Annotated in this window: 26 protein-coding genes; 19 read left to right on the forward strand and 7 right to left on the reverse strand. The window is 67.3% G+C overall.

Annotation, left to right across the window (positions count from 1 at the left end; genetic code table 11):
* Positions 1-45: 45 nt before the first annotated feature.
* Genes C563_RS22840 through C563_RS0116685 form a run of 3 tightly spaced genes read left to right on the forward strand, consistent with a single transcriptional unit; the run spans position 46 to position 2,214 of the window.
* Positions 46-804 carry a class F sortase gene (locus tag C563_RS22840; protein WP_026264995.1) on the forward strand — a complete coding sequence of 253 codons (759 nt, stop codon included), beginning with the start codon at positions 46-48 and terminating at the stop codon, positions 802-804.
* 50 nt (positions 805-854) lie between these two features.
* Positions 855-1,433, forward strand: coding sequence for an RNA polymerase sigma factor (locus C563_RS0116680; protein ID WP_018763211.1), 579 nt, complete (start codon positions 855-857; stop codon positions 1,431-1,433).
* On the forward strand, positions 1,420-2,214 hold the full coding sequence (locus tag C563_RS0116685) for an anti-sigma factor domain-containing protein (RefSeq protein ID WP_018763212.1): 795 nt from the start codon (positions 1,420-1,422) through the stop codon (positions 2,212-2,214). Before C563_RS0116680 ends, C563_RS0116685 begins: the two co-directional genes overlap by 14 nt.
* Positions 2,215-2,245: 31 nt before the next feature.
* Here the strand turns inward: C563_RS0116685 and C563_RS0116690 are convergent, their stop codons facing one another.
* Positions 2,246-3,193, reverse strand: a complete 948-nt coding sequence (locus C563_RS0116690) for an ANTAR domain-containing protein (protein ID WP_081624200.1) — start codon at positions 3,191-3,193, stop codon at positions 2,246-2,248.
* A gap of 310 nt (positions 3,194-3,503) precedes the next feature.
* On the opposite strand from C563_RS0116690, the gene arfA reads away from it, so the two are divergent.
* The 11 genes from arfA (at position 3,504) to C563_RS0116745 (ending at position 13,148) form a co-directional block, all read left to right on the forward strand.
* The gene (gene arfA / locus C563_RS0116695) at positions 3,504-5,030 is read left to right on the forward strand and encodes an arabinosylfuranosidase ArfA (protein WP_018763214.1); all 1,527 of its coding nucleotides are present in this window, start codon (positions 3,504-3,506) and stop codon (positions 5,028-5,030) included.
* A 59-nt stretch (positions 5,031-5,089) separates the two neighbouring features.
* Positions 5,090-5,677 (forward strand): HhH-GPD-type base excision DNA repair protein, encoded by a 588-nt coding sequence (locus C563_RS0116700; RefSeq protein ID WP_018763215.1) that lies wholly within the window; start codon positions 5,090-5,092, stop codon positions 5,675-5,677.
* Complete coding sequence (locus C563_RS0116705) at positions 5,677-6,681, forward strand: LacI family DNA-binding transcriptional regulator (RefSeq protein WP_018763216.1); 1,005 nt, start codon at positions 5,677-5,679, stop codon at positions 6,679-6,681. Before C563_RS0116700 ends, C563_RS0116705 begins: the two co-directional genes overlap by 1 nt.
* Before the next feature lie 92 nt (positions 6,682-6,773).
* Positions 6,774-7,076 carry an urease subunit gamma gene (locus C563_RS0116710; RefSeq protein WP_018763217.1) on the forward strand — a complete coding sequence of 101 codons (303 nt, stop codon included), beginning with the start codon at positions 6,774-6,776 and terminating at the stop codon, positions 7,074-7,076.
* A gap of 11 nt (positions 7,077-7,087) precedes the next feature.
* On the forward strand, positions 7,088-7,426 hold the full coding sequence (locus tag C563_RS0116715) for an urease subunit beta (protein WP_018763218.1): 339 nt from the start codon (positions 7,088-7,090) through the stop codon (positions 7,424-7,426).
* Complete coding sequence (ureC, locus tag C563_RS0116720; RefSeq protein WP_018763219.1) at positions 7,423-9,180, forward strand: urease subunit alpha; 1,758 nt, start codon at positions 7,423-7,425, stop codon at positions 9,178-9,180. The genes C563_RS0116715 and ureC overlap by 4 nt, the downstream gene beginning before the upstream one ends.
* 19 nt (positions 9,181-9,199) lie before the next feature.
* Positions 9,200-9,679, forward strand: a complete 480-nt coding sequence (gene ureE / locus C563_RS0116725; protein ID WP_018763220.1) for an urease accessory protein UreE — start codon at positions 9,200-9,202, stop codon at positions 9,677-9,679.
* Positions 9,680-9,820: 141 nt separating this feature from the next.
* The gene (locus C563_RS0116730; RefSeq protein WP_018763221.1) at positions 9,821-10,489 is read left to right on the forward strand and encodes an urease accessory protein UreF; all 669 of its coding nucleotides are present in this window, start codon (positions 9,821-9,823) and stop codon (positions 10,487-10,489) included.
* Positions 10,490-10,531: 42 nt separating this feature from the next.
* Positions 10,532-11,149 carry an urease accessory protein UreG gene (gene ureG / locus C563_RS0116735; protein ID WP_018763222.1) on the forward strand — a complete coding sequence of 206 codons (618 nt, stop codon included), beginning with the start codon at positions 10,532-10,534 and terminating at the stop codon, positions 11,147-11,149.
* Positions 11,146-12,114 carry an urease accessory protein UreD gene (locus C563_RS0116740; RefSeq protein ID WP_026264997.1) on the forward strand — a complete coding sequence of 323 codons (969 nt, stop codon included), beginning with the start codon at positions 11,146-11,148 and terminating at the stop codon, positions 12,112-12,114. Before ureG ends, C563_RS0116740 begins: the two co-directional genes overlap by 4 nt.
* Positions 12,114-13,148 carry a HoxN/HupN/NixA family nickel/cobalt transporter gene (locus tag C563_RS0116745; protein WP_018763225.1) on the forward strand — a complete coding sequence of 345 codons (1,035 nt, stop codon included), beginning with the start codon at positions 12,114-12,116 and terminating at the stop codon, positions 13,146-13,148. Before C563_RS0116740 ends, C563_RS0116745 begins: the two co-directional genes overlap by 1 nt.
* Positions 13,149-13,228: 80 nt before the next feature.
* On the opposite strand, the gene C563_RS0116750 is transcribed toward C563_RS0116745, so the two are convergent.
* Positions 13,229-15,052, reverse strand: a complete 1,824-nt coding sequence (locus tag C563_RS0116750; protein WP_018763226.1) for a hypothetical protein — start codon at positions 15,050-15,052, stop codon at positions 13,229-13,231.
* 254 nt (positions 15,053-15,306) lie between these two features.
* Between C563_RS0116750 and C563_RS0116755 the strand changes: the two genes are divergently transcribed.
* Complete coding sequence (locus tag C563_RS0116755) at positions 15,307-16,359, forward strand: LacI family DNA-binding transcriptional regulator (RefSeq protein WP_018763227.1); 1,053 nt, start codon at positions 15,307-15,309, stop codon at positions 16,357-16,359.
* Between the two features lie 33 nt (positions 16,360-16,392).
* Here C563_RS0116755 and C563_RS0116760 read toward each other — a convergent pair whose 3' ends face one another.
* The 5 genes from C563_RS0116760 to C563_RS0116780 all read right to left on the reverse strand — a co-directional run bounded on the left by C563_RS0116760 (position 16,393) and on the right by C563_RS0116780 (position 21,028).
* Positions 16,393-16,842: a transferase gene (locus C563_RS0116760; protein WP_018763228.1), complete on the reverse strand. Its 450-nt coding sequence runs from the start codon at positions 16,840-16,842 to the stop codon at positions 16,393-16,395.
* Positions 16,843-16,954: 112 nt separating this feature from the next.
* The gene (locus C563_RS0116765) at positions 16,955-17,614 is read right to left on the reverse strand and encodes a GntR family transcriptional regulator (protein ID WP_018763229.1); all 660 of its coding nucleotides are present in this window, start codon (positions 17,612-17,614) and stop codon (positions 16,955-16,957) included.
* Positions 17,615-17,735: 121 nt separating this feature from the next.
* Complete coding sequence (locus C563_RS0116770; protein WP_018763230.1) at positions 17,736-18,746, reverse strand: transketolase family protein; 1,011 nt, start codon at positions 18,744-18,746, stop codon at positions 17,736-17,738.
* Positions 18,743-19,654, reverse strand: a complete 912-nt coding sequence (locus C563_RS0116775) for a transketolase (RefSeq protein ID WP_018763231.1) — start codon at positions 19,652-19,654, stop codon at positions 18,743-18,745. Before C563_RS0116775 ends, C563_RS0116770 begins: the two co-directional genes overlap by 4 nt.
* A gap of 36 nt (positions 19,655-19,690) precedes the next feature.
* Complete coding sequence (locus tag C563_RS0116780; protein ID WP_018763232.1) at positions 19,691-21,028, reverse strand: MFS transporter; 1,338 nt, start codon at positions 21,026-21,028, stop codon at positions 19,691-19,693.
* A 187-nt stretch (positions 21,029-21,215) separates the two neighbouring features.
* Between C563_RS0116780 and C563_RS0116785 the strand changes: the two genes are divergently transcribed.
* The 4 genes from C563_RS0116785 to C563_RS0116800 are packed head-to-tail and all read left to right on the forward strand — an operon-like array spanning position 21,216 to position 25,134.
* On the forward strand, positions 21,216-22,040 hold the full coding sequence (locus tag C563_RS0116785; protein ID WP_018763233.1) for a sugar phosphate isomerase/epimerase family protein: 825 nt from the start codon (positions 21,216-21,218) through the stop codon (positions 22,038-22,040).
* 27 nt (positions 22,041-22,067) lie between these two features.
* A complete protein-coding gene (locus C563_RS0116790; protein WP_018763234.1) occupies positions 22,068-22,841 on the forward strand; it encodes an SDR family NAD(P)-dependent oxidoreductase in 774 nt (257 codons plus the stop codon).
* 35 nt (positions 22,842-22,876) lie between these two features.
* Entirely contained in the window at positions 22,877-24,646 is a 1,770-nt protein-coding gene (locus C563_RS0116795; RefSeq protein ID WP_018763235.1) for a dihydroxyacetone kinase family protein, read from the forward strand.
* A complete protein-coding gene (locus C563_RS0116800) occupies positions 24,643-25,134 on the forward strand; it encodes an RpiB/LacA/LacB family sugar-phosphate isomerase (RefSeq protein WP_018763236.1) in 492 nt (163 codons plus the stop codon). The genes C563_RS0116795 and C563_RS0116800 overlap by 4 nt, the downstream gene beginning before the upstream one ends.
* Positions 25,135-25,187 lie beyond the last annotated feature (53 nt).

Here is a 25,187-nt window from a genome sequence, read left to right on the forward strand (position 1 = left end):
GGTCCTGCCAAGGTCAACAAGCACAGTGGAAGGGAGGCGTTAGGAATGACGGCAAGCTCGACGACGGCACCGGGCTGCCGCCGGCGCCATGCGGCAGGTGGCGGGGCCGCCGCGCTGGTGGCTGCCGCGCTGGTTCTGTCCGGCTGCGGTTTGGGCAGCTCCGGAGGAGCCGGCAACCCAGGGGGAGAAGCGGTCCCGATGGCAACGATGCCGCCAGGGACCGGTTCTCCCGGTCCGGCGCTCTCCGGACAAGAGCCCACTCCCACCGGTCCCGGCGGAACTGCGGTTCCCGTCCGCCCGGTTGTTCCTCCTGCCGGGGGTATCCCGGTCCGGCCCGCCACTGCGCCCGCAGCTCCGGCCGTGTCCGCGCCCACCTCCTTGACCGTGGCGGGCACGGCCATCGATATGCCGGTGGTGCCCGGGGGAGTTTCCGCAGAGGGAGTGATGGAAATTCCTGAGGCCTTCAACCGGGCGTCGTGGTACAAATTCGGTCCGGCCCCCGGCGCGGCGGAGGGAACCGCCGTCATTGCCGGCCATATCGACACCACCTCGGACCGGGCGCCGTTTTCGGCATTGAAGTCCCTCGCTGCCGGGACCGTCATCCGGGTGGGCCGGGACGGAGCCCCGCCGGTTACCTACCGGGTGGTGGGAGTGGAAATGATGGCCAAGGATAAATTCGACGGCGGCGCCCTGTTCCGCCGGTCCGGCCCGCACGAACTCAAGCTGGTCACCTGTGGCGGCAGGTGGCTGGACGAGCGGATGGACTACAGCGACAATGTGATTGTCACCGCGGTTCCTGCATGATCGGTGGCCAATCGCTTGACTCGTGCACCGAAGCCGGGAAGGAGTTGCCTGTGACGCTTCCCGGGCAGGCCTCCCGCGGGTGGGACGACACGCTGACCGATTCTTTCCTGGCCGGGGACGAGAACGCGCTGGCAGCGGCCTACCGCGAGTTCGCGCCCCTGGTGCAAACCTTGGCCCTGCGCTCCCTTCCGGACCGTGCGGCCGCCGACGACGTGACCCAGGAGGTCTTTATCCGGGCCTGGCGTTCACGGAACACCTTCAACCCCCAGGTGGCCAGGCTTCCGGCATGGATCGTCGGAATCACGCGCAACGCCATTACCGACGCCCATTCGGCGGCGGCCCGGGAAGCGCGCAAGGCCTTCGCCGCGGCCGGGGCCGGCATGGGGGACGATGCCGGAACCGGCACGGAGGCGGCGGAAATGCTGGCGGACCGGTTGCTTCTGGACGGGGAGTTGGAGAGGCTCGGCGAGCCGCAGGGGTCCATCATGAAGCTGGCCTTCTACGAGGACCTGACGCACGAGCAGATCTCACGAAAGCTCGGGCTCCCGCTTGGTACGGTCAAGAGCCACATCCGCCGGAGCCTCTCGCATCTACGCAGCAGATTGGAGGTAGACCATGCCGCATCTTGATCCGGAACAGTTGAGCCTCCTGGCACTCTACGAGGGGCGGGAGGATCCGGAGGGCCGCGATCACCTTGCGGCCTGCCCCGAGTGCGCGAATGACTTTGCCGCCCTTCGCCGCACGGTGGATGCCGTGAAGGCATCCCCTGACGTCGGCCGCCTGGCCGTGCCCGGGCCCCAGGTATGGGCTGGAATCCATCGGGAGCTGGGCCTTTCCGAATCACTGCGGGAGGATCCGCTCGCCGTGAAGGAGCCAGCGGAGGGCCCGGTGGCGTCAGGGGTGGCCGCGCCGCCAGCGCCGGCGCCGCCGTCGAACGTCATCCGGCTCGGTGGCCGGGCCGGGGGCGGCAGGACCAAGGCCGCGTGGTGGCACCGCCCCGGCCCGTTGCTGGCAACGGCGGCTGCTGCTGCGCTGGTGGTTTCCGGTGCCATCTGGGCGTTGAACCGTCCGCCCGGGCCCCAGGAACTTGCTGCTGCCCGGCTGGCGCCGCTGGCCCAGCACTCAGCGTCAGGGTCGGCGAAGGTCGTGACGGGTCCAGACGGCTCCCGCAAGCTGGAAATCAGCTTGGACAAGGATGAAGCCAAGGGCTACCAGGAGGTGTGGCTGATCGCCCCGGACCTGACCCGGCTGGTCAGCCTGGGCGTCATGAACTCCACGTCCGGAACCTTTCAGGTGCCCACCGGCCTGGACCTCTCCCAGTACCCGGTGGTGGATGTGTCGGACGAACCAATGGATGGCAACCCCGCACACTCCAGCGTGAGCATCGCCAGGGGCACGTTGACGTCCTGACCCACTGGTGAAAAGCAGGGATCACAACATGTCAGCGGCCGAAGTGCGGCTGCGGCGCCCCCTCCGGAAGCCGCTCCAGGATGCCCTCCGCCACCTTGCGGACCTTGATGTTCCGGTGGCTCGATGCCTTTGCGAGGATGGCGAACGCCTCCTCGTAGGAGCACCTGTTTTGGGCCATGATCACGCCGCACGCGACGTTGATGGACGTCCTGCTGTCCAAGGCAGAGTGGAGGTCGGTCGCGAGGGACCGGGCAGTGTGCATGTCGATGGCCATGTGGAGGCTCCTGGCGGCCAGGGTGGCGAACCCGCGGGCCTCGGCGATGACCTGGAGCGGAAAGGCTTTCGCATCCGGTGCGAAGAAAGCGAGGGCCGCGGTCATCCGGCGGGGGTCGGCCTCGGCGGGAAATATCTGCTCCCGCTGGACCCCGGCGTCCAGCGGGAGCCTTACTGCCAAGGCACTGCCGTATCCGGCGGACTGCAGCCGCCCGGAGTACTGCCGCCAGCGGAAGTCACCGTTCCGTTGAAGCACCGCCACCGGATGGCCTCCCGACAAGACATCGGTCACCGGCCCCTCCGCGGACCCGCGTTCCCAGCCGAGCAGGCGGAGGACCTCTTCGGAGGTGCCGGACAGCGCCGGACTCCGCTTGGGCTGCTGCAGCACCAGGCCGCAACCCACCTCAATCCCCGCCGTCCTGGCGATGTGCCCGGCGGATGCGGCCACCAGCAGGTCCAGGGAGTCGGCGAGGGTTTGGGCGCCGCTGACCAGGTCCAACAGGAGGGCTGGATTACGGTGGCCGTCGGGTCCTGGAGAGGCAGGCGCAACCGTGGCAGCACTGCCCCCGCCGGGGCCGCGTGAGGATGGAGGGCCGGCGACGGCTGGGGGAGAGCCCTTGGTCTCAAAGAGCTCCTCGTCGCCGGCCCCGCTTACTACCCGGGCCCTGCGGGCCGGGAAACCTGTACGTGGGTGTGGTGCATTCATTGCCAGTCCCACACCCCCCTAGTGAGTCAAGTACCGAAAGCCGGAAGTGGTATTGCCTCTGGGAAGAATTTAGTGGCCAGGAAGCACCCGGTGAATGCGTAGCTGGTACCTGTTTTTGGGACGGGGCAGTACTTGGAATCCTGCTCCTGCGATGCCTTCGGGCCATTGCCGCAGGTGGGACCCTGCCCTGCCCGGCGCATGTGGGGGAGAGGGCAAACACCACGGACTTCCCCGTTTCCTTGACTCGCCGGACAGAACCGCAAAGAATGCTTCTATAACGTTGTAAATAATCTGACACAAGGATGTTTTCGTGACCCCAGCAGAATCCACCCCGGCAACGATCACCATCGATCCCGCCTTCACCGTGGGCCCCGTCCGGCGGCGCACCTTTGGCGCTTTCGTTGAGCACCTCGGGCGCTGTGTGTACACCGGAATCTTCGAGCCGGACCACCCCGATGCCGACGAGGACGGCTTCCGGAAGGATGTACTTGAGCTCACCCGTGAACTGGGCGTCTCCACGGTGCGGTACCCCGGCGGCAACTTCGTCTCCGGATACCGTTGGGAGGACGGCGTGGGACCGGTGGACCAGCGGCCCGTCCGGCTGGATTTGGCCTGGCACTCCACCGACCCCAACTCCGTAGGCGTGGACGAGTTCGCCAAGTGGTCCGCGAAGGCCGGCGTAGAGCCCATGATGGCCGTCAACCTGGGCACCCGCGGCGTCCAGGAGGCCCTTGACCTGCTGGAGTACTGCAACATCGACGGCGGCACCGCCCTCTCAGAGAAAAGACGCGCCAACGGTGCCGCCACCGGCTACGGCATCAGGATGTGGTGCCTGGGCAACGAAATGGACGGCCCCTGGCAGATCGGGCACAAGAACGCCCAGGAGTACGGCAGGCTGGCCGCGGACACCGCCCGCGGAATGCGCATGATCGATCCCGGCCTGGAACTCGTGGCCTGCGGCAGCTCCGGCCCCACGATGCCCACGTTCGGTGAGTGGGAGCGTGTGGTCCTGACCGAAACCTACGACGTGGTGGACCTGGTCTCCGCGCACCAGTACTTCGAAGACTCCGGCGACCTCCAGGAACACCTCGCTGCCGGGCACAAGATGGAAGCCTTCATCCGCGACATCGTCAGCCACATCGACCACGTGAAGTCCGTCCGAAAGTCCACCAAACAGGTCAACATCTCCTTCGACGAATGGAACGTCTGGCACATGAGCCGCGGCGAATCCAAAGTCCCCAGCGGAAACGACTGGCCCGTGGCCCCCGTCCTGTTGGAGGACACCTACACGGTGGCCGACGCCGTGGTGGTGGGGGACCTGCTGGTCACGCTGCTCCGGAACACGGACCGCGTCCTCTCGGCAAGCCTCGCGCAACTGGTGAACGTCATCGCCCCCATCATGACCGAACCCGGCGGCCGGTCCTGGAAGCAGACCACCTTCCACCCGTTCGCCCTGACCTCCCGGCACGCGTCCGGCACGGTCCTGCAACTCGCCGTCGAATCCCCCCTTGTCAGCGGAGGTACGACGGCCGACTTCGCCGCCCTGTCCGCCGTCGCCACCTACGACGCGGCAAAGGGCGAGGCGGTGGTGTTCGCCGTCAACCGCTCGGCCGCCGGGGCACTGACACTTGACGCCGCCGTCGGGGGACTGGGCAACGTCCGGGTCATCGAGGCGCTGACCTACTCCAACAAGGACCCCTACTGGCAGGCCACGGCCGACGATTCCAGCTCCGTCCTGCCGGCGGAGAACGTCACGGCCAAGGCCGACGGCGGACACCTGACAGCCGAGCTCCCGGCCGTGTCCTGGTCCATGATCCGGCTCGCCGTGGAGGCCTGAACGGGCCGCGTGCCAGGGCGGAGGCGGCCCCATGACGACGACGGCCCGCAGGTGGGAGGATGGACGGCATGGAACTGCACATCACGGGCGATCCCGCCGCGGACAAGTTGTTGAGTGAGGACGCCTTCGCCCTGCTGACCGGCATGCTGCTGGACCAGCAGGTCACCATGGAATCGGCCTTCGCCGGACCGGAAAAGATCAGGACCCGGATGGGCACCCTGACGCCCGAGGCCATCGCCGGGCACGACCCCGCGGAATTCGTGGAGATCTTCAAGGAACGGCCCGCCGTCCACCGCTTCCCCGGATCCATGGCCGGCAGGGTGCAGGCGCTCGCCGAGGCTGTCCGGGACCACTGGGACGGCGATGCCGCAGCCATCTGGACCAAGGGCTCACCCGACGGTGCAGAGGTGTTGAAGCGGCTCAAGGCGCTGCCCGGCTTCGGTGAGCAAAAAGCAAAGATCTTCCTGGCCCTGCTGGGCAAGCAGCGGGGCCTTGACGCGCCCGGCTGGCGGGAAGCGGCCGGCCATTACGGGGAAGAGGGCTCCTACCTGTCCGTGGCGGACATCGTGGACCCGGAATCCCTGGCCAAGGTGCGGGCCAGCAAGCAAGCGGCCAAGGCGGCGGCGAAGGCAGGAAAAGAACGTTAATGGCAGTCACCATGAACGACGTCGCCCGCGCGGCCGGCGTTTCGCTCAAAACGGTCTCGAACGTCCTGAACGACTACGAGTTCATCCGCCCGGCCACCAAGCAGCGTGTGCAGGACGCCATTGCTGAACTGGGGTATGAGGCCAACCTCACCGCCCGAAGCCTGCGCTCTGGCAAGACGTCCATGCTGGGCCTGGTGCTCTCCGACCTCTCGGCGCCCTACTACGCGGAACTGGCGTCCAGGCTGATGAAGGCCGCATCGCGCCGCGGCTACCGGGTGCTGGTGGAGCAGTCCGGCGCTGAGGCTTCCGTTGAACTCAGCGCCCTGCACGGGACGTTCCGGCAGCTCACCGACGGGCTGCTCTTCACCCCGCTGGTGCTGGACGCCGACGCCATCGCCGCCCGCGCCGGCACCAAACCCCTGGTGATGCTCGGCGAGCACATCATGGACCCCCGCTTCGACCTGGTCACCATGAAGAACGGGGAAGCCGCGGCTGCGCTGACCACCCACCTGCTGCAGGCCGGCCGCCGTCGCATCGCCGTCATCGGCGCCCACCCGGAGGAGTCCACCGGGACCGCGGGACTGCGCATGAACGGGTACCGGAAGGCGCTGGAACAGGCGGGCGTCCAATTCGACGCCGACCTGGTGGCCCCCGCCGAATGGCGCCGCGATACAGGTGCCGCCGCCGTGGCGGGACTGATGGCCTCGGGCGTGCAGTTCGACGCCGTTTTCGGCCTGAACGACGTCCTGGCATTGGGCGCCATGCACGAATTGTTGATCAGGGGCGTCAACGTGCCGGGGGACGTGGCGGTCGCGGGCTTTGACGACATCGACGAGGCCCGTTTCGCGTCCCCGTCCTTGACCACCATCTCCCCAGGCATGGATGAGATCGCGGAGCGTTCGATCAGCCTGCTGCTGGACCGGATCGGCGGGCGCGAAACATCCGGGCAGGGCGTGCACATGGAATCAGGGTTCGAGCTGAAGATCCGGGAATCCGCACCCTAGCGTTCCGTCCGGATGATGGACCTGAAACGTGGCGGAAACGTGACCGGCCTAGGCTGGCTGGCAGCACGCCCCAGGCCGTCGAAGGGAACCCCATGCATCTGATGCCGCGTGAGCAGGAAAAGCTCCTGATCGTAGTGGCCGCGGACCTCGCCCGCCGCCGCCAGGGGCGGGGACTCAAGCTCAACTACCCCGAAGCCGTGGCCATCATCAGCTACGAACTGATCGAAGGTGCCCGGGACGGCAGGACCGTGGCCGAGCTCATGAGCTACGGCACCACCCTGCTGGGCCGTGACGACGTCATGGAAGGGGTGCCCGAGATGATCCATGACGTGCAGGTCGAGGCCACGTTCCCCGACGGCACCAAGCTGGTCACCGTCCACAACCCGATCCGCTAAGGAGCGCCGCAATGATCCCAGGCGAGTACATCCTCCGGCCCGAGCCCGTGACGGCGAACCCCGGCCGGGAGTCCATCGACGTTGCGGTGACCAACACCGGTGACCGGCCCGTCCAGGTGGGCTCCCACTTCCACTTCGCCGAGGCCAACGCCGCCCTGTCCTTCGACCGGGAGGCGGCCTACGGCCGGCGCCTGGACATTCCGGCCGGAACAGCCGCCCGGTTCGAACCCGGCGACTCCCGCAGCGTACGGCTGATCGAACTGGCCGGCGCACGCGAGGTCTACGGACTCAGCAACGCCGTCAACGGAAAGCTCGACGGCGGCACCCGCCTGGACGGGGGCGCAAAGTGAGCTTCGAGATTCCACGCCGGCAGTACGCGGACCTCTACGGCCCCACCGCCGGGGACAAGATCCGCCTGGCGGACACCGACCTGTTCCTCGAGATCGAAAAAGACTTCACCGCCTACGGCGAGGAAGTGGTGTTCGGCGGCGGCAAGGTCATCCGCGACGGCATGGGCCAGAACGGCCAGGCCACCAGGGACGGGAACGTCCAGGGCGCAGACATCCCCGACACCGTCATCACCAACGCCGTCATCCTTGACTACACCGGCATCTACAAAGCGGACGTGGCCATCAGGGACGGGCACATCTTCAGGATCGGCAAGGCGGGCAACCCGCAGATCACCGACGGCGTGGACATCGTCATCGGGGCCAGCACTGAAATCATCGCCGGGGAACGGAAAATCCTTACCGCCGGTGGCATCGACACCCACATCCACTTCATCTCCCCGGATCAGGTGCCCACGGCCCTGGCCAGCGGCGTGACCACCATGATCGGCGGCGGCACCGGCCCGGCTGAAGGCACCAAGGCCACCACCGTGACGCCCGGAAAGTGGCACATCCAGCGGATGCTGCAGGCAGCCGAAGGGCTGCCCATGAACATCGGCCTGTTCGGGAAAGGCCACGCGTCCGCCGTCGAACCCCTCGCCGAGCAGATCCGAGCCGGCGCCATCGGCCTGAAAGTCCACGAGGACTGGGGATCCACCACCTCCTCGATAGACACCTCGCTCACCGTCGCCGACGAATACGACGTCCAGGTGGCCATCCACACCGACACCCTGAACGAGTGCGGGTTCGTGGAGGACACCATCCGGGCCATCAACGGGCGCGTGATCCACACCTTCCACACCGAAGGCGCCGGCGGCGGCCACGCGCCGGACATCATCAAGATCGCCGGCATGCCCAACGTCCTGCCCGCCTCCACCAACCCCACCCTGCCCTACACCCGCAACACCATCGAAGAGCACCTGGACATGCTCATGGTGTGCCACCACCTCAACCCGGACATCCCCGAGGACGTGGCCTTCGCGGACTCCCGCATCCGCGCCGAGACCATCGCCGCCGAGGACGTCCTCCAGGACCTGGGCATTTTCTCCATTACCTCCTCCGACTCGCAGGCCATGGGCCGGGTGGGTGAGGTCATCACCCGCACCTGGCAGGTGGCGGACAAGATGAAGAAGCAGCGCGGCGCCCTGGACGAGGGCGACGGCGGGACCGGCCCGGGCAGCCACGGCTCGCCAGGCAGCGACAACTTCCGGCTCAAGCGCTACGTGGCCAAATACACGATCAACCCGGCCATCGCCCAGGGCATCGCGGACTCGGTGGGCTCGGTGGAGGTGGGCAAATTCGCCGACCTCGTGCTCTGGGACCCGGCCTTCTTCGGGGTCAAACCTGAGCTGGTGCTCAAGGGCGGCCAGATTGCCTACGCCCTGATGGGAGACGCGAACGCTTCCATCCCCACACCGCAGCCACGCACCATGCGGCCCATGTTCGCCACGTTCGGCAAGGCTGTGCAGCAGTCCTCCATCACCTTCCTGTCCCAGGCAGCGATCGACGCCGGCGTGCCCGGGGAATTGGGGCTGGAGAAGGTCATCCGGCCCGTCTCCGGCATCCGCAACCTCACCAAAGCCGACCTCAAATACAACGACGCAACCCCGGACATCCAGGTGGACCCGGAAACCTACCAGGTGACGGTCGACGGCGAGGACGTCACCTGCGAACCCTCCGACGTCCTGCCCATGGCGCAGCGCTACTTCCTGTTCTAGACCCCACCGGAGCCCCCACGTGATCATCGACAAAGTCCTCGGCAACCTGCATGACCTCCCGGACCCCGAAACCTACGCCGGACTGCACCGGGAAAAGGTGATGCTTCCCAGCTCCCAGCTGGTCAAGCGCATCCAGCGCGCCACCACGGACCACGGCAAGGAGATCGGCATCCGACTGTCCGCCGGCTCCGGGGACCTCCGCGACGGCGACATCCTCCACGTGGAAGAGGCCAACATGATCGTGGTGTCCGTGCTGCCCACCGACGTCCTGGTCATCGCACCCCGCACCATCCACGAAATGGGCGTCACCGCACACTCCCTCGGCAACAGGCACCTCCAGGCACAGTTCTTCGACGCGTCCTCCGAGTACGGGGCCGATGTCATGGTGTGCGCCTACGACCACACCGTCGAGGACTACCTCCGCCACAACTCAGTGCCCTACACCCGCCAGGAACGCGTCATGCCTGTGCCTTTCCGCCATGCTGAACACTCGCACTAGGTCGTCGTCTTCGGCTCTTGGCGCCGGCCGGGCTGGCTGCGCCGACCCGGAATGGGGGCTGTGCCCGCTTCGCGGTGCCCACCACGCCGCAGCCCCCATCCCGGGCCGTCGCTTGGGTCTCGCGCCTTTGGGAGGCGCTTAGTGAGCGGGTATCAGCTGGCGCTGCAGCAGCTCACTGACTCTGCGCTTCCTACTGGGGCGTTTGCCCACTCGCTTGGGTTCGAGACCTATGTCGACGCCGGGGTGGTCGCTGATGAGGCTTCTTTTGGGGTGTGGCTTGGTGCTTTTGTGTCGCAGCAGCTTACTTACTCGGATGGGCTGGCGATTCGGTTCCTTTATGAAGGGGCTGATGTGGGGGAGCTGGATTCTCTTCTTTCTGCTTCTCTCCTGCCGCGGCAGGTTCGGGAGGCGAGCGTCAAAATGGGGCTCCGGCTGCTGGAGATTGGGGCTGAGGTGTTTCCTTCACCTGCGCTGGGACTGTACCGGGACCTGGTGGGTGACGGCCGGGCCGCAGGGCACCAGCCGCTCGCGTTCGCCGTCGTCGCCCGCTCCCTGGACGTTCCGCTCCAGGAGGCGCTCGCCGCCTACCTTTTCGCCACCGTCACCTCGCTGACGCAGAACGCCGTGCGTGCCATCCCGCTGGGCCAGAACGCCGGGCAGCGGGTGCTGCGGGCAGCGCACGACGACGTCGCTGCCGCCATCGACACGATCGCCCACCTCACGCCGGACGACCTTGGGGCCGTCAGCCCCGGCCTGGAAATCTCGCAAATGAGGCACGAACGCCAACGTGCCCGCATGTTCATGAGCTGACCGTGCTTGAAAATACTGTGCTTTTGAGTCAAAGGAGGACACATGTCTGAACCCATCAAGATCGGCATCGGAGGACCCGTGGGAGCTGGCAAGACCCAGCTCGTGGAGCGGCTCACCCGGCACATGAGCGGGGAAATCTCCATGGCCGCCATCACCAACGACATCTACACCATCGAGGACGCCAAAATCCTTGCCGCCAACGGCATCCTCCCCGTGGACCGGATCATCGGCGTCGAAACCGGCGGCTGCCCGCACACCGCCATCCGCGAAGACACCTCCATGAACACCGCCGCCATCGAGGAACTCAAAACCCGCCACCCCGACCTGCAAGTCATCTTCGTCGAATCCGGCGGCGACAACCTTTCCGCCACCTTCAGCCCCGAACTCGTCGACTTCTCCATCTACATCATCGACGTGGCCCAAGGCGAAAAGATCCCCCGCAAAGCCGGCCAGGGCATGATCAAGTCCGACCTCTTCATCATCAACAAAACCGACCTCGCACCCCACGTCGGCGCTGACCTGGCCGTCATGGAGCGGGATTCCAAGGAATTCCGAGGCAACAAACCGTTCTGCTTCACCAACCTGAAAACTGACGAGGGCCTGGACAAGGTCATCGACTGGATCCGGCACGACGTCCTGATGCTTGATTTGGCCTCATGAGTACGACGGCGGTCGGGTCACCTCAAGCAGGCACCTCGCCGGGGCCTGCGCCCGCGGATGATAGGGGCCGTGCCCGCTTCGCGGTGCCCGCCACGCCGCGGCCCCTATCACCCGCGTCCGCTGATCGGCCCCCGATGGGCGAGCTTGAGCTTCGGGTCGCCTTACGCGGTCAGCGTTCAGTCGCGACGTATCAATATCACCGTGGCGCTCTTCGAGTACTCCGCCCGCACTATCTTGATGACTCCGGGCAGGTTTGTTATGTCGTCGTCAATCCTGGCGGGGCTTATCTTGGGGCGGATCTCTTTGTCATAGATGTGGAGGTCGGGGAGGGGGCTGACCTGCTGTTGACCACCCAATCCGCTACCAAGATTTATCGGACTCCCGGGTCCTTTGCCGAGCAGCGGATGGTGGTGCGGCTGGGGGAGGCGGCGCGGCTGGAATTCATGCCGGACCAGCTCATCGCCTACCGCGAGGCCAGCTACCGGCAGCGGACCTCCGTGACCCTGCGGCCGTCGTCGTCCTTGGTCATGGCTGAGGTGGTCACTCCCGGCTGGTCGCCGGACGGTTCGGCTTTCCAATACCGGGAAGTGCGGCTGCGCAACGAAATCCGCGTCGAATCCGACGGCGGAACCCACCTGCTGGCGCTGGACAACCTGCTGATCCGGCCACCGCTGCACGACGTCACCGGGCTCGGATTCATGGAAGGCCACAGCCACCTCGGGTCCCTGGTGGTGGTGGATGCGAGGGTGGACCAGGCACTCGCCGATGACCTGCACGGGCTCACGGCCGGCCGCGAAGCGCTGACCGGCATCTCACTGGCGCGCCCAGTTGCGGGGACTTCCGGGCTGGTTCTGCGGAGCCTCTCCAACAGCACCGACGAACTGAACCGCCTGCTCCGGTCCTGCACCGACTTCCTGCGCAGTCGCTGGTACGGCCAGGGTCCGCTGGACCTGAGGAAGCACTGATGACCAGCATCGCCACCCTCTACCGGGACCGGGACTCCCTGCCGCTCCGGACCCGCGCGCTGTTCACTTTCGGCGCGGTGGCCGCCCTGCACGCCGCCGCCGTCGTCCTCCTGCTCGCCGGCACGACCGCCGGCGGCCAACCGCTGACCTGGGGCCTGTTCCTCACCGCCTACCTGGCCGGCGTGAAGCACAGCTACGACTGGGACCACCTGGCAGCCATCGACAACTCCACCCGCAAGTTCGTGGCGCAGCGTCAAGACCCGGTCAGCGTTGGCTTCGCCTTCAGCCTGGGGCACAGCTCCGTGGTGACCCTCGCCGGGGTGCTGGTCATCGCGGGGGCATCCCTGGTGGGCGGACTGATGCAGGACGGTTCGGCCGGCAACCTGGTCCTGGGCCTGATCGGCAGCGGCGTATCCGGCCTGTTCCTGCTGGCCATGGGACTGTTCAACGGCTCCGCCTTCGTCCGTTCCGCCGGCGCCTACCGCCGCGCCCGCAACGGCGCCGCCGTCGAGCCCCGGGACCTGGAACCGCAGGGCGCGGTGGCGCGGCTGCTGGCCCGGCCGCTGTCCAGGGTGCGCCGGCCGCGGAACATCTACGTGATTGGGTTCCTGTTCGGCCTCGGCTTTGACACTGCCACCACCATCGGGCTGCTGATGATGACGACGGCGGCCTCGCTGGCCGGAGTGCCGCCGTTCGCCCTGCTTGCGCTGCCGGTCGCCTTCGCCGCCGCGATGACACTCTGCGACTCGGTGAACGGCATGGCCATGCTGCGGATGTACCGCTCCGCGCTGGACGACCCCCGGCGGAAGCTCGGTTTCAACGCCGTGGTCACGGGCATCTCGGCCGTGTCCGCCCTGTTCATTGCCGTGATCACGCTCGGCGGATTCCTGCACGCCGCGTTGTCCCTTGACGATCCCGTGACGGGGTGGCTCGGATCGATCGACCTGGGCGACGCCGGCCTGCTGCTGGTGGCCTTGCTGCTGGCCGTATGGGCCGGCGCGGCGCTGAAGGGCAAGGCGTTCCGGACCAAGTGACGGGGCGCGGTACCACCGGCACCGCGCCCGCCAGGTCCGGACCTTAACGGACAGAATCAGCAACGGACGGAATCAGCCGGTCAGCCGAAATCGGCTACGTAGCTGGGAACCCCCACGGCGTCGGTTGAGACCGGCGCCCCCGTGTCGTTGACCACGTGATCCAGCGTGCCTGCGCCGAGGTTCACCGTCAAAAGGCTGTGCAGCTTCACGCCCGGCGTTACCGGCACCTCAAAGCCCCTCGTTGCGTGGATGCTGGGGTCGACGTTGGTGTAAACGTAGCTGCCGCCGCCCCAGAGCTCGTGGGCCTTGACGGAGTCTGCCACCTTGTAGCCTGCCCAGCCCAGGACCCCGTCGTGCTGCCACGCGGCCTGGTTGGGGGCGTCGTAGGGCAGCTCGTTCTGGAAGAAGACCGTGCGCCCGCTTTCTCCATTCCAGATGACGTTGTACTGCTGGTAGTGCTCCACGAACAGGCCCGTGGCCGTGACGTTGTTGCCGTTGACGATCACACCGTTCGCACCGGTGTTGGTGGTCCAGCCGACGCCGTTTCCATGGTCGGCGCGCCAGGCCCAGATGTGGTCCAGAAGGACGTTGTCGCTGTTGACTTCCAGGCTGACCGAGGCTTTGCCGCTATGCGGTCCACCGACGCGGAAGAACACATCATGGAGCGTGGTGGGGTTTGCCGGATCGGTGTGCACGGATGAGCTGGACGGCCCATTGCCCTTCCCGATGCGCATCAGGGCGGGCGAATTCACCTCGCCGGCGTCCACCGTGACGGCGGCGATGTCCACTCCGGGGACATCTGCCACCGTCAGGGGAACTGAGCCGTTGACGGCGGTGAGGGTTGCCATCCCGAGTCCCAGGACCACGGTTCCGGCCCGCTTGACCTCAATGCTCCGGTCAACGTCGTAGACCCCGGGGGTCAGGAGCAGGTTCTTTCCGCGGGCCAGCTGGGAATTGATGGTCTGCACTGAATCGCCGGGCTTTGCGATATAGAAGTCGGTCAAGGGGATGCTGCGGCCCGCGGTGGGGCCGTTTTCCCACGTGGTCCCGGCAGAGTCCTGGCGGACGGAGGGAACGAACACGCTGTACTGGCCGGCCGGATCCACGGTCAGGTAGGGCTTCTCGCGGCTGATGGGAGTGCTGTCCAAGGTGGTGTAGGGCGGGTTCGGAAAGGAATCGGCAGGTGCACCGTTCACCCCTGAGAACACCTGGTTCCAGACTCCATTTGACCAGCTTCCGATGCTGCTGTTGCGGACCAGGTACTGCTGCTGGGAGCCATTGATGACGGCGCCCGTCTTTGAATCTGCGATGAAACCGCCGCTGGCGTACTGTGGACCGGCCGTGCAGTAGTCCATCAGGGAGAGGTTGCCGCCGGTGATGTTGACCCGGCGCATGGGGGAGGCCTGGGAGGCGGCCCAGAAGTTGGCGGAGCTCCGGCACCCCTCAAGGCCCGTGACGTTGATGGTGAGGTTGGACAAGGAGCGCCAGAAGTTGTTGAGCGCGATGCAGTTGTCAGCGGCCAGGCACCGGTTGTAGACGTCCACGTGCCCGTTGATGGTGACGTCGGTGGGGGCAGCGCCCAGGCCCGCAACCTCGGTGGAATACCCCACCTGGATGATCAGCGGCTCTTGGGGCGTGCCGTAGGTGCCGGGCTTGAAGAGCAGGGAATAGCGTTTGGTCCCCATTTCGTCGTCCACCTGCTGCGCCGCAATGGAATCCACCGTGGCCTTGATCCGGGCCACCGGCATGCCGGGATCGAAAACGTAGGTGTTGGGTCCGAAGGGGTGTCCTGAAGCCGGTGCTGGGGCTGGGGGCACTGGCGACGCCGGTGCCTGGGCTGCCGGGCCCAGGGCCGGTGCTGCGGCCTGCGCGGGTGCTGCCCCGCCGGCGGCGAAGAGACCCATGAGCAAGGCGGCGGCGGCCGCAATCGTCCCGGCCCGGTGCAGGCGCGGTAACAATACGGGGTTGGCTGTATCAGGGCGTGGGGCTAGCGGCATTGCTGGTCCTGTCGGTGATGGGGTGGACGGCCAGGGCAACTGGGGCAGCCGGGCCGAGTGGTGGGAGCGCTCCCGTCGGGGAAGCGTAGCATTGCGTTTTTGCCCAGGCAAGGCTTTTCGGGAGCGCTCCCACGCACCCTCGGTGTCGTATTGTCGGTGGAATGAACGCAAACTCCAGCCGCCCGGGCACGCCAGGAGCAGGGCGGCCCAGTCCCACGCTGGAGAACCTGGCGTCGGCCGCCGGGGTATCCCGTTCCACCGCATCCCGCGCAATCAACGGCGGGTCCAAGGTGAGTGCGAAGGCCCAGGCCGCCGTCGATGCCGCAATCGTGGCGTTGGGCTACACACCGAACCGCGCTGCACGGAGCTTGGTCACCCGGCGCGCCGGTTCGGTGGCGCTGGTCATCCCTGAACCTGACGCCCGGGTCATGATGGACCCCTACTTCGCTGCCGTGATCACGGGCGTCAATGAAGCACTGCGCGGCACCGACCTGCAGTTGGTGCTCCTGATGTCCCGGGCCGGGGACGACTCCGCCCGGACCCTCCGCTACCTGCGCGGCGGGCACGTGGACGGTGCCATCGTGGTGTCCCACCACCGCGCCGATGACTGGGTGGAGACCTTGGGTGCCACGGGGCTGCCCACCGTCTTCATCGGCAGGCCCTGGGACACGGGAGCGGGAATTCCCTACGTGGACCTGGACAACTTCGAGGGCGGCCGGCTGGCAGCCCGGCACCTGGCATCCTTGGGCCGCACCACGCTGGCAAGTGTTGCCGGCCCCACCGACATGACGGCCGCCGTCGACCGCCTTGACGGTTGGCTCCAGGGACTCAAGGACGCGGGCCTGCAGCCCGGGCCCGTCATCCACGGGGACTTTACGACGACGGGTGGCGCCGCCGCGGCCGGGCGCCTGCTGGCCCAAGCGCCCGGAGTGGACGGGATTTTCGCCGCCTCCGACCTCATGGCCCTCGGCGTCGTGGATGCCCTTCGGGGCACGGGCCGGCGGGTACCGGAGGATGTGGCAGTGGTGGGCTTCGACAACCACGCCATCCAGGCATCAAACGGCTTGGGACTCACTACCGTGGCGCACCCCATGGTGGACATGGCTTCTGCGGCAGGACAACTCCTGGTCAGCGCGATCGGATCCCCCGGGGAGCACATGGACCCGGTGGTCTATCCGGCGGAACTGGTGGTGCGCGCCAGTACGGTTCCCTGACCGCCCCGGCGCGCCTCCCAGCAAAGGCCGGAGCTACGCCGCGATCTTTCCCTTGGCTTTGCGGTGCGGCCGGTGCGCGGTGGCGGCCAAGCGCGAGTGCGCCCCGGCGAGGACTTCGCTGCCGTCCGGCACGGTGCTGTCCGTGACAAGGTGGGCGCCGTGCTCTACCAGGACGCCGGAGCCGATCCTGGAATGGCTGCCAATATGGACCCGGTTGCCAATGACTGTGCCACGCCCGATGCGCACACCGTCGCCGATCACGGTCCGGTCACCGATCCGTGCGTCACGGTCAATCCAGCTGCCGTGCCCGATCCTGCAGCCCGCACCCACCTGCGCACCGTGCTCCACGTAGGTCATGGGGCCGATCCGTGCGCTCTCGGCCACCTTCGCTCCTGGAGCGATGAGGCCGCCGCCGTTGTCGTGGCGGGCATACCGGGTGATCTTCCCGGCGTCGTCCTCAACTGACACAAACTTTGCGGTCATACCGTCCCTCGTTAACGCTGCGGCACTCTACCGCACAGTAGGTTAACGGCCGGGAGCTTTCGGGGATTCCCAAACGGGCCCAGGCGGCGCGGTTTTTGGTGCCGCCGACGGGCTATGCCACCAGGTTGGCGGCCGCGGTGTCCATGTGTTCCAGGATGGTCTTCCGGGCCAGCGCGGCGTCGCCGGTATCAATGGCGGCGACGATGTCCTTGTGCCGGTCCACGCTCATGTTGCGGACGCCTTTTTCCAGGCCGGCGAACATGATGGACATCCGGATGGAGCCCTCCAGGGACTCCCAGGAGTGGAGGAGCGTTTCGTTGCCGGTGAGCCGGCACAGCGTGCGGTGGAATTCGAGGTCGGATTCGATCCGTTCCTCCAGGGTGCCGCTGGCTGCGGCATCCATGGCGTCAACGGCCTTGTGCAGCGAGTCGGTGACCTGTTGCCGGTCGGGCAGTTCGCACAGGGTCCGGGCCGCGAGGGACTCCAAGGCGGCGCGGACGGAGTAGATGTCCCGGATTTCCTTTTCGTCCAGGTGGCGGACGGACAGCCTGCCGCGGGGCCCAGCGGAGAGCAGGCCCTCCTGTTCAAGCTGGCGGAGGGCTTCGCGGAGAGTGCCGCGGCTGATCTGCAGCATCTCGGACAGTTCGGTTTCCACCAAGTGGCGCCCGGGTTCCAGCTCTCCGCTGGTGATGGCGGTCCGCAGCGCCGAGAGCGCCTGCTCGCGGAGGCTCTTCTTTTCCAGTCCCAGCAACGGGGCGGTCAGTCCGGCCATGGCTTCTGTCCTCAATGTCATAAGTCGACTGTCTACAGTCGGGAGTAGTTTCGATAGTACGGCAGAATGCACGGCACCGGCTTGGGACCGGTGCCGTGCATTTTCATGGGGTGGCTTGCCTTTAGCCGAGTTCGGCGAGGACCTTGGCGACGATGCGGTCCGTGGCCAGGCCGTAGCGGTCGTGCAGGGTGGGCAGGGCGCCGGCATCGAGGAACTGGTCCGGGAGTGCCACGGGCACCACGCGCTTGCCCAGCCCCGCGGTGACGACGGCGGAGGCGACGGTTTCGAACAGTCCACCCACCACGGAATGGTTTTCCAGCGTGACGGCGAGGCGGCCGGTATTGATCTCCGCGAGGACGGTTTCGGCGTCGAACGGTTTGATGGTGGGGGTGTGTACGACGGCGACGTCCACGTTGTGGGCCGCCAGCGCCTCGGCTGCCTGGAGGGCACGCATGGTCATCAGGCCGGAGGAGATGAACACGACGTCGTTGCCGCCACGCAGCACCTTGGCCTTGCCCAGCTCGAAGGTGTAGCCGTACTCGTCAAGGACGGTGGGCACGTTGCCGCGCAGCAGTCGCAGGTATGTGGGGCCTTCCGACGCTGCCAGCTGCGGCACCGCCTGCTCGATGTCCACCGAATCGCAGGGGTCCACGATGGTCAGGTTGGGCATGCCGCGGAAGATCGCCATGTCCTCGGTGGCCTGGTGGCTGGGCCCGTACCCGGTGGTGAGGCCGGGCAGGCCGCCCACGATGTTGACGTTCAGGTTTGGTTCGGCAGCGTCCAGGCACAGGAAGTCGTAGGCGCGGCGGGCCGCGAACACCGAATAGGTGGACGCGAACGGGACCAGCCCGGTTTCGGCCAGGCCGGCCGCGGCGCCGAAGAGCAACTGCTCTGCCATGCCCATCTGGAAGAACCGTTCCGGGAAGGCCTGGGCGAAGATGTGCATGTCCGTGTATTTGCCCAGGTCCGCGGTCAGGCCCACGATCCTGTCGTTCTCCTGCGCGGCCTTGACCAGGGCGTGACCGAACGGCGCGGAGGACGTCTTCTGGCCGGGGTCCGCGAAGGAGGCGATCATCGCCGAGGTCTTCAGCTTGGGCTTGGCGGGCGTGGCCGTCGTCGTGGTGGTGCTCATGCTGAAGCCTTTCCTTCATATCCGGCGGTGAGCTGCTCGCGGCAGACCTGCCATTCGTGTTCTTCGATGCGCATGAAGTGCGCTTTTTCGCGCTCCTCCAGCAGGGGAACGCCGCGGCCCACCTTGGTGTCGCACAGGATCACGGAGGGACGTCCGACGGCGGCGGCCTGGGCGGCTGCGTTGTCGAACGCTGCCAGCAGGGCGCCGACGTCGTTCCCGTCCACGCGCTGGGTGTACCAGCCGAACGATTCCCACTTTTCGGTGACCGGCTCGGTGCGGAGGACCGTGTCCGTCTTGCCGTCGGCCTGCAGCGCATTGATGTCCACCATGGCGGTGAGGTTGCCCAGCTGGTGGTGGTGCGCGCCCATGGCGGCCTCCCAGGTGGAGCCCTCATCCAGTTCGCCGTCGGAGAGGAAGTTGAACACCCGGGCGTTGGAGCCCTGGTAGCGGAGGCCCAGGGCCATGCCGACGGCGATGGTCAGCCCGTGGCCCAGGGAGCCGCCGGAGATTTCCATGCCGGGGGTGTAGGTGGACATCCCGGACATCGGCAGCCGCGAGTCATCCGAACCATAGGTTTCCAGCTCCTGGACCGGGACGATGCCGGCCTCGGCGAGGGCGGCGTAGTGGCCGATCGCGTAGTGGCCGGTGGAAAGCAGGAACCGGTCGCGGGCCTCCCAGTGCGGGTCCTCCGCCCTGAACCGCAGCTGGTCCCCGTAGACGGTGGCCAGCATGTCCGCGGCGCCCAGGGCCTGCCCCACGTAGCCCTGGCCCTGGACTTCGCCCATGTTCAGGGCGTGGTGCCGGATGCGGTACGCGGCGGCGCTGATCTTGTCCACCCGCTCCGGGGTCACCCCAGCCTGATATGTCTGTCCCTGCGGGGCGGCGTCCTGGACGGTTTCTGTAGGCATTGCGTGCTCCGTGATTCTCTGGTGCGTGGTGGTCATTCAGGCGTTGACCGTGTTGGGGGTGCTTTTGGTGGCTTCGTCTGCGAGCTGCCGTTCCCGCTTGCCCCAGGTTTCCCGGGTGGCGATCGCGGCCCATAGGCCGATCAGGGCGTAGGCGCCGAAGAGCAGCGCCGGGCCCATCCAGCCGAAGCTGACGAACAGCAAGGTGGTGATGAACGGCGTAAAGCCGGACACCATGGCGGAGATCTGGTAGGCCAGGCTGGCGCCGGAGGCGCGGGTCTTGGCCTGGAAGAGCTCGGGGAACCAGGCGCCCTGGGCACCGGCCAGAGAGTTCTGGCAGACCGCGTAGGAGATCACGATGGTGAGGATGATGGCGATGAACAGGCCGGTGTTGACCAGCAGGAACATGGGGATCGCGAACAGTGCGGCGAAGGCCGTGGACCAGACATAGAGGGGACGGCGGCCGATGCGGTCCGTCAGTGCCGCCCAGGCCTGGGTGGCGAAGATGCCGATGGCGGAGGCGATGCAGAGGGCGACGAGGGTTTGGGTCTTGTCCGCCAAGTGCTGGCTGTTGAGGTAGGAAATCATGTAGGTGATGGATACGGCGTAACCGGCGGTCTCGGCGATGCGCAGGCCGATGCCCTTGACGATGTTGCGCCAGTCCGTCTTGAGGACCTCGACGATGGGTGCCTTGACGATGGTGCCGCTGTCCTTGACCTCGTCGAAAACGGGGGACTCGGGAACCTTGGACCGGATGACCAGGCCGACGGCGACCAGCACGATGCTGGCCAGGAACGGGATGCGCCAGGCAAGTTCACCGCCGAGGCCGGCGCTTGCGAGGAACGTCAGGTTGGCCAGCAGCAGGCCCACCGGGAAGCCGGCCTGGACAATGCCGGTGTACTTGCCCTTGGTCTTCCACGGCGCATGCTCGTAGCTCATCAGGATGGCGCCGCCCCACTCCGCGCCGAAGGCCAGGCCCTGGACGATGCGGACGAAGACCAGCAGTGCCGGAGCCAACAGGCCGACGGCGGCGTAGGTGGGGAGCAGGCCGATGGCGAAGGTGGCCAGGCCCATCAGGATCAGCGAGGAGACCAGGACGGGCTTGCGGCCCACCTTGTCGCCCAGGTGCCCACCGATGATGCCGCCCAGCGGACGGGCCGCAAAGCCGACGCCCAAGGTGGCGAAGGAGGCGAGGGTCCCCGTGACGGGATCGCTGCCGGGGAAGAAGGCGGTGCCGAAATACAGTGCGGCAGCGGTGCCGAAGCCGATGAAGTCATACGTCTCGATGACGGCCCCCACGCCGGATCCGATGGCAACTCGGCGGGCGTCCTTGGTGCCGTGGACCGGGCCGCGCATGGTCAGAGCATCTTTGCTCATGGTGGTTCCCTTTCGAAAAGCGGCTGTGGAAGGTCCGCCGCTGTCGACTGTTAACAAATTGGTACGACCCAGTGTGACGCACCTCATCTTCACTGTCAACAGTCGACTTTCAGAGTTGACTGTTGACAGTTAACGCCAGTACTGTGGTGCCCATCACTACCGCTCGGCACGATTCAAAGGATCAATGATGTTCCATTCCAGACTTGGGTGCTCATCCATCAGCTTCCGGCACCAGGACCTGGGCACTGCCCTGGGCACCATGAAGGGTCTGGGATTCGAAGAGATCGATCTGGGCGCCCTGCCCGGGGTCTGCGACCACGTCCCCTACGAACTTGACGAGGCCGCCGTGGCGGCGGTGTCGCAGGAAGTCATCGCTTCCGGTCTGCGGGTCCGCTCAGTGAACGGCGACATAGGGGACTTGAACGCAGTCCTCGACTCCAATGGACAGGACGCCAGGCGGCGCCACCTGGACGCCCTGCTCACCCTCACTGCCAACATCGGGGCCAACGCCCTGGTGCTGCCCTGCGGCGCCCTCGATCACAACCCGGTCCGGAGCGTCGAGGAAGACCTGGACCTCATTGCCGGGCAGCTCGCGGCTGCGGCCCGGCGCGCTGCAGGGTTCGGCGTCGAACTCTGGACCGAGTCCCTGCACTTCCTGCGGTTCTGCTGGAACCTGGAACGTGCGGGACTGCTGGCCGAACGGCTGGCCGGATCCGGCGTCGGAATCGTCATGGACTTCAGCCACATCACCGCCGCCGGCGAGGACATCCAGGACTATCTGGACGTTCATGCGGGACGCATCAGCCACGTCCACCTGCGCGACGCCGTGCCCGGGAACATCAACCTCAGCATCGGCAACGGTAACGCCGACTTCGCCGGGGGCCTGAAGCGTCTCGCGGCCGACGGCTACGCCGGCCACTTCTCGCTCGAACTGGAAACCCGGGACGTCACCCATGACGAACGCCCGGCCGCCGCCGCCAAGGCTGCAAGCTTCATCACCGACCTCATCTGACCTGCACACACCCCAAGGAGCACCACCATGACCGCCATCCAGCGCACCGCCGTCCTCACCGGAGCAACTTCGGACCGGGGCATCGGCATCACCAGCGCCCGCCGTTACGCTCGTGAGGGCTGGGGCATCGCCATCCTGGACCTGGACGGCGAGAAGTCCGCCAAGGTCGCAGCCGAAATCGGCAACGAATTCAATGTCCCCGCGTTCGGCCACGAGATCGACGTCGCCAACGAAGCCTCCGTCACCGCCGCCCAGGCCGCCGTCGCCGCCGAAGTGGCAGCCGGCAACCTCCCGCCCGTCGGCGCCCTGGCCAACATCGCCGGCATCACCTCCCCGGTGCCATTCCTGGAGACCACCCTGGAACTGTGGCACAAGGTCATGGACGTCAACGCCACCGGCACCTACCTGGTGACCAAGGCCTTCCTGCCCGCCATGATCGACAACGGCTGGGGCCGGATCGTGAACATGTCCTCCGTCTCCGCCCAGCGCGGCGGCGGCGTCTTCGGCAAGGTTCCCTACTCCGCTGCCAAGGCGGCCATCCTGGGCTTCACCAAGGCCCTCGCGCGTGAGCTCGGTAGCACCGGCGTCACCGTCAACGCCATCACCCCGGGTGCGGTGGACACCAACATCCGCGTGGGCAGCACCGAGGAGCAGGAAGCAGCCATCAACGCCGGCATCCCGCTGGGCCGGAACGCCACCACCGAGGAAGTGGCCTCCGTGATCACCTTCCTGTCCTCCGAGGACTCCGCCTACCTCACCGGCACCACCATTGACATCAACGGCGGCAGCCACATCCACTAACAGCCGGCCCCGGCGCCAGCCAGAAAGCTCCCTCCATGACAAAGATCTTCAACGACCCTTCCGACTTCGCCGAAGAAGCCCTCGCCGGGTTCTGCGACGTCCACTCGGACCTGGTCCGGCAGGTTCCCGGCGGTGCCGTCCGCCGCTTCCGGCCGGCACAGCCCAAGGTGGCAGTCCTGGCCGGCGGCGGCTCGGGCCACTACCCGGCCTTCGCCGGGCTGGTCGGTGCCGGCTTCGCCGATGGCGCGGTGGTGGGCAACATCTTCACCTCGCCGTCGGCGCAGCAGGCCTACGCGGTGGCCAAGGCCGCCGAGTCCGGTGCCGGCGTCGTCTTCACCTACGGCAACTACGCCGGCGACGTGATGAACTTCGGCATGGCCAGCGAGCGCCTGGCCGCCGAGGGCATCGAGGTGGAGAACGTCCTGGTCACTGACGACATCGCCAGCGCCCCGCCGTCGGAATCAGCGAAACGCCGCGGCATCGCCGGTGACTTCACGGTGTTCAAGGTCATGGGCGCCGCCGCCGAGAACGGCGAGGACCTGGCCGAGGTGGTCCGCCTGGGCCGCAAGGCCAACGACCTGACGCGGACCATCGGCAGCGCGTTTGCCGGCTGCACCTTCCCGGGCGCCGAATCGCCCCTGTTCACCCTGCCCGAAGGGCAGATGGGCCTGGGCCTGGGCATCCACGGCGAACCCGGCCTGCACGACACCGACCTGCCTTCGGCCAAGGACCTTGGCCACGAACTGGTGGCCCGGGTGCTCGCTGAAACGCCACCGCACGCCGGCAAGCGCATCGCCGTCATCCTCAACGGGCTCGGCTCCACCAAGCATGAGGAGCTCTTCGTCCTCTGGGGGACCGTGGCGCCACTGCTGCGTGCCGCCGGCTACACGCTGGTGATGCCCGAGGTGGGCGAGTTGGTGACCAGCCTGGACATGGCCGGCGTCTCGCTGACCGTCACCTGGCTTGATGAAGAAGTTGAGCCGCTGTGGGTTGCCCCTGCGGAGACGCCTGCCTACCGCCGCGGCAACGCTGCCCTGGAGGCCGGGGCCCGGGGCGTCGAGGAAACGGCCGACGGCGGCGCGGCCGCTGCGGCGTTCGTCGCCACGGACGCCTCCCGCGAGTACGCCGCCGCCTGCGTAGCGGCCATTGATGCCGCCCGTTCGTCCCTGCACGACGCCGAAGAGCGGCTGGGCCGCATGGATGCGATTGCCGGCGACGGCGACCACGGCCGGGGCATGGTCCGCGGCGTCGACGCGGCCGCCGCAGCCGCCTCCGCCGCCCTGGGCCACGGCGCCGGTGCCGGTGATGTGCTGGCTGCCGCCGGGGACGCCTGGGCGGACAAGGCAGGGGGCACCTCCGGCGTCCTGTGGGGAGCGGCGCTGCGTGCCTTTGGCGAGACGCTGGGCAACTCCTCGGCCCCTGAACCGCGCGCGCTGGCAGCAGCCGTGACCGCATTCGCTGACCGGATCATCCAGTTGGGCAAGGCCGAAACAGGCGACAAGACCATGGTAGATGCCCTGCTGCCCTTCGCCTCCGCCTTTAGCCGCGCAGTGGCCGAGGGCGTGGAAACGGGCCGTGCATGGCAGGAAGCCGCGCAGGAATCCGCTGCTGCGGCGGAAGGCACCGCGGACCTCCTTCCCCTTAAGGGCCGGGCCCGGCCCCTTGCGGAAAAGAGCCTGGGCACGGCGGATCCCGGCGCCACATCGCTGGCCATGGTCTTCGCCGTCATGGGGCCGCACTTCACCGGCGCCGCCGGGTCCGAAGGCAGCACCGCCACCGTTGCGGCGGCGGCCGCTGAGTCATGACAACGGAAGGGAACACCATGGGGCTGCGGCTCATTGTCGGCGCGGATGAAGCGGGCGTGGACTACAAGGACATGGTCCTCGCGGACCTGCGGAACGATCCGCGCGTCAGCGAGGTCATCGACATCGGCGTCAACCGGAGCGACGCGCCGGATGACTTCGCCAAGCCCTACCCGTACGTGGGCATTGCCGCCGGCGAGATGATCCGGGACGGCGCCGCTGACCGGGCCATCCTGTTCTGCGGTACCGGAATCGGCGTCGCCATCGCCGCCAACAAAGTCGAAGGCATCCGCGCCACCGCCGCCCACGACTCCTTCTCCGTGGAACGCTCCATCCTGTCCAACGACTGCCAGGTCCTCACCATGGGCCAGCGGGTGGTGGGCATCGAACTCGCCCGCCGCCTCGCCAGGGAATGGATCGGCTACACGTTCGACCCGGCGTCGGCCTCGGCTGGCAAAGTGAAGGTGCTCACCGACTTCGAGTCCTGCTGACAGGCCCTGCCCCGGAGCTGGGCGGGGCCACGGCGCAGAATGGCCGCCGCTCC

It is taken from the genome of Arthrobacter sp. 135MFCol5.1, assembly GCF_000374865.1.
Classification (GTDB): domain Bacteria; phylum Actinomycetota; class Actinomycetes; order Actinomycetales; family Micrococcaceae; genus Arthrobacter.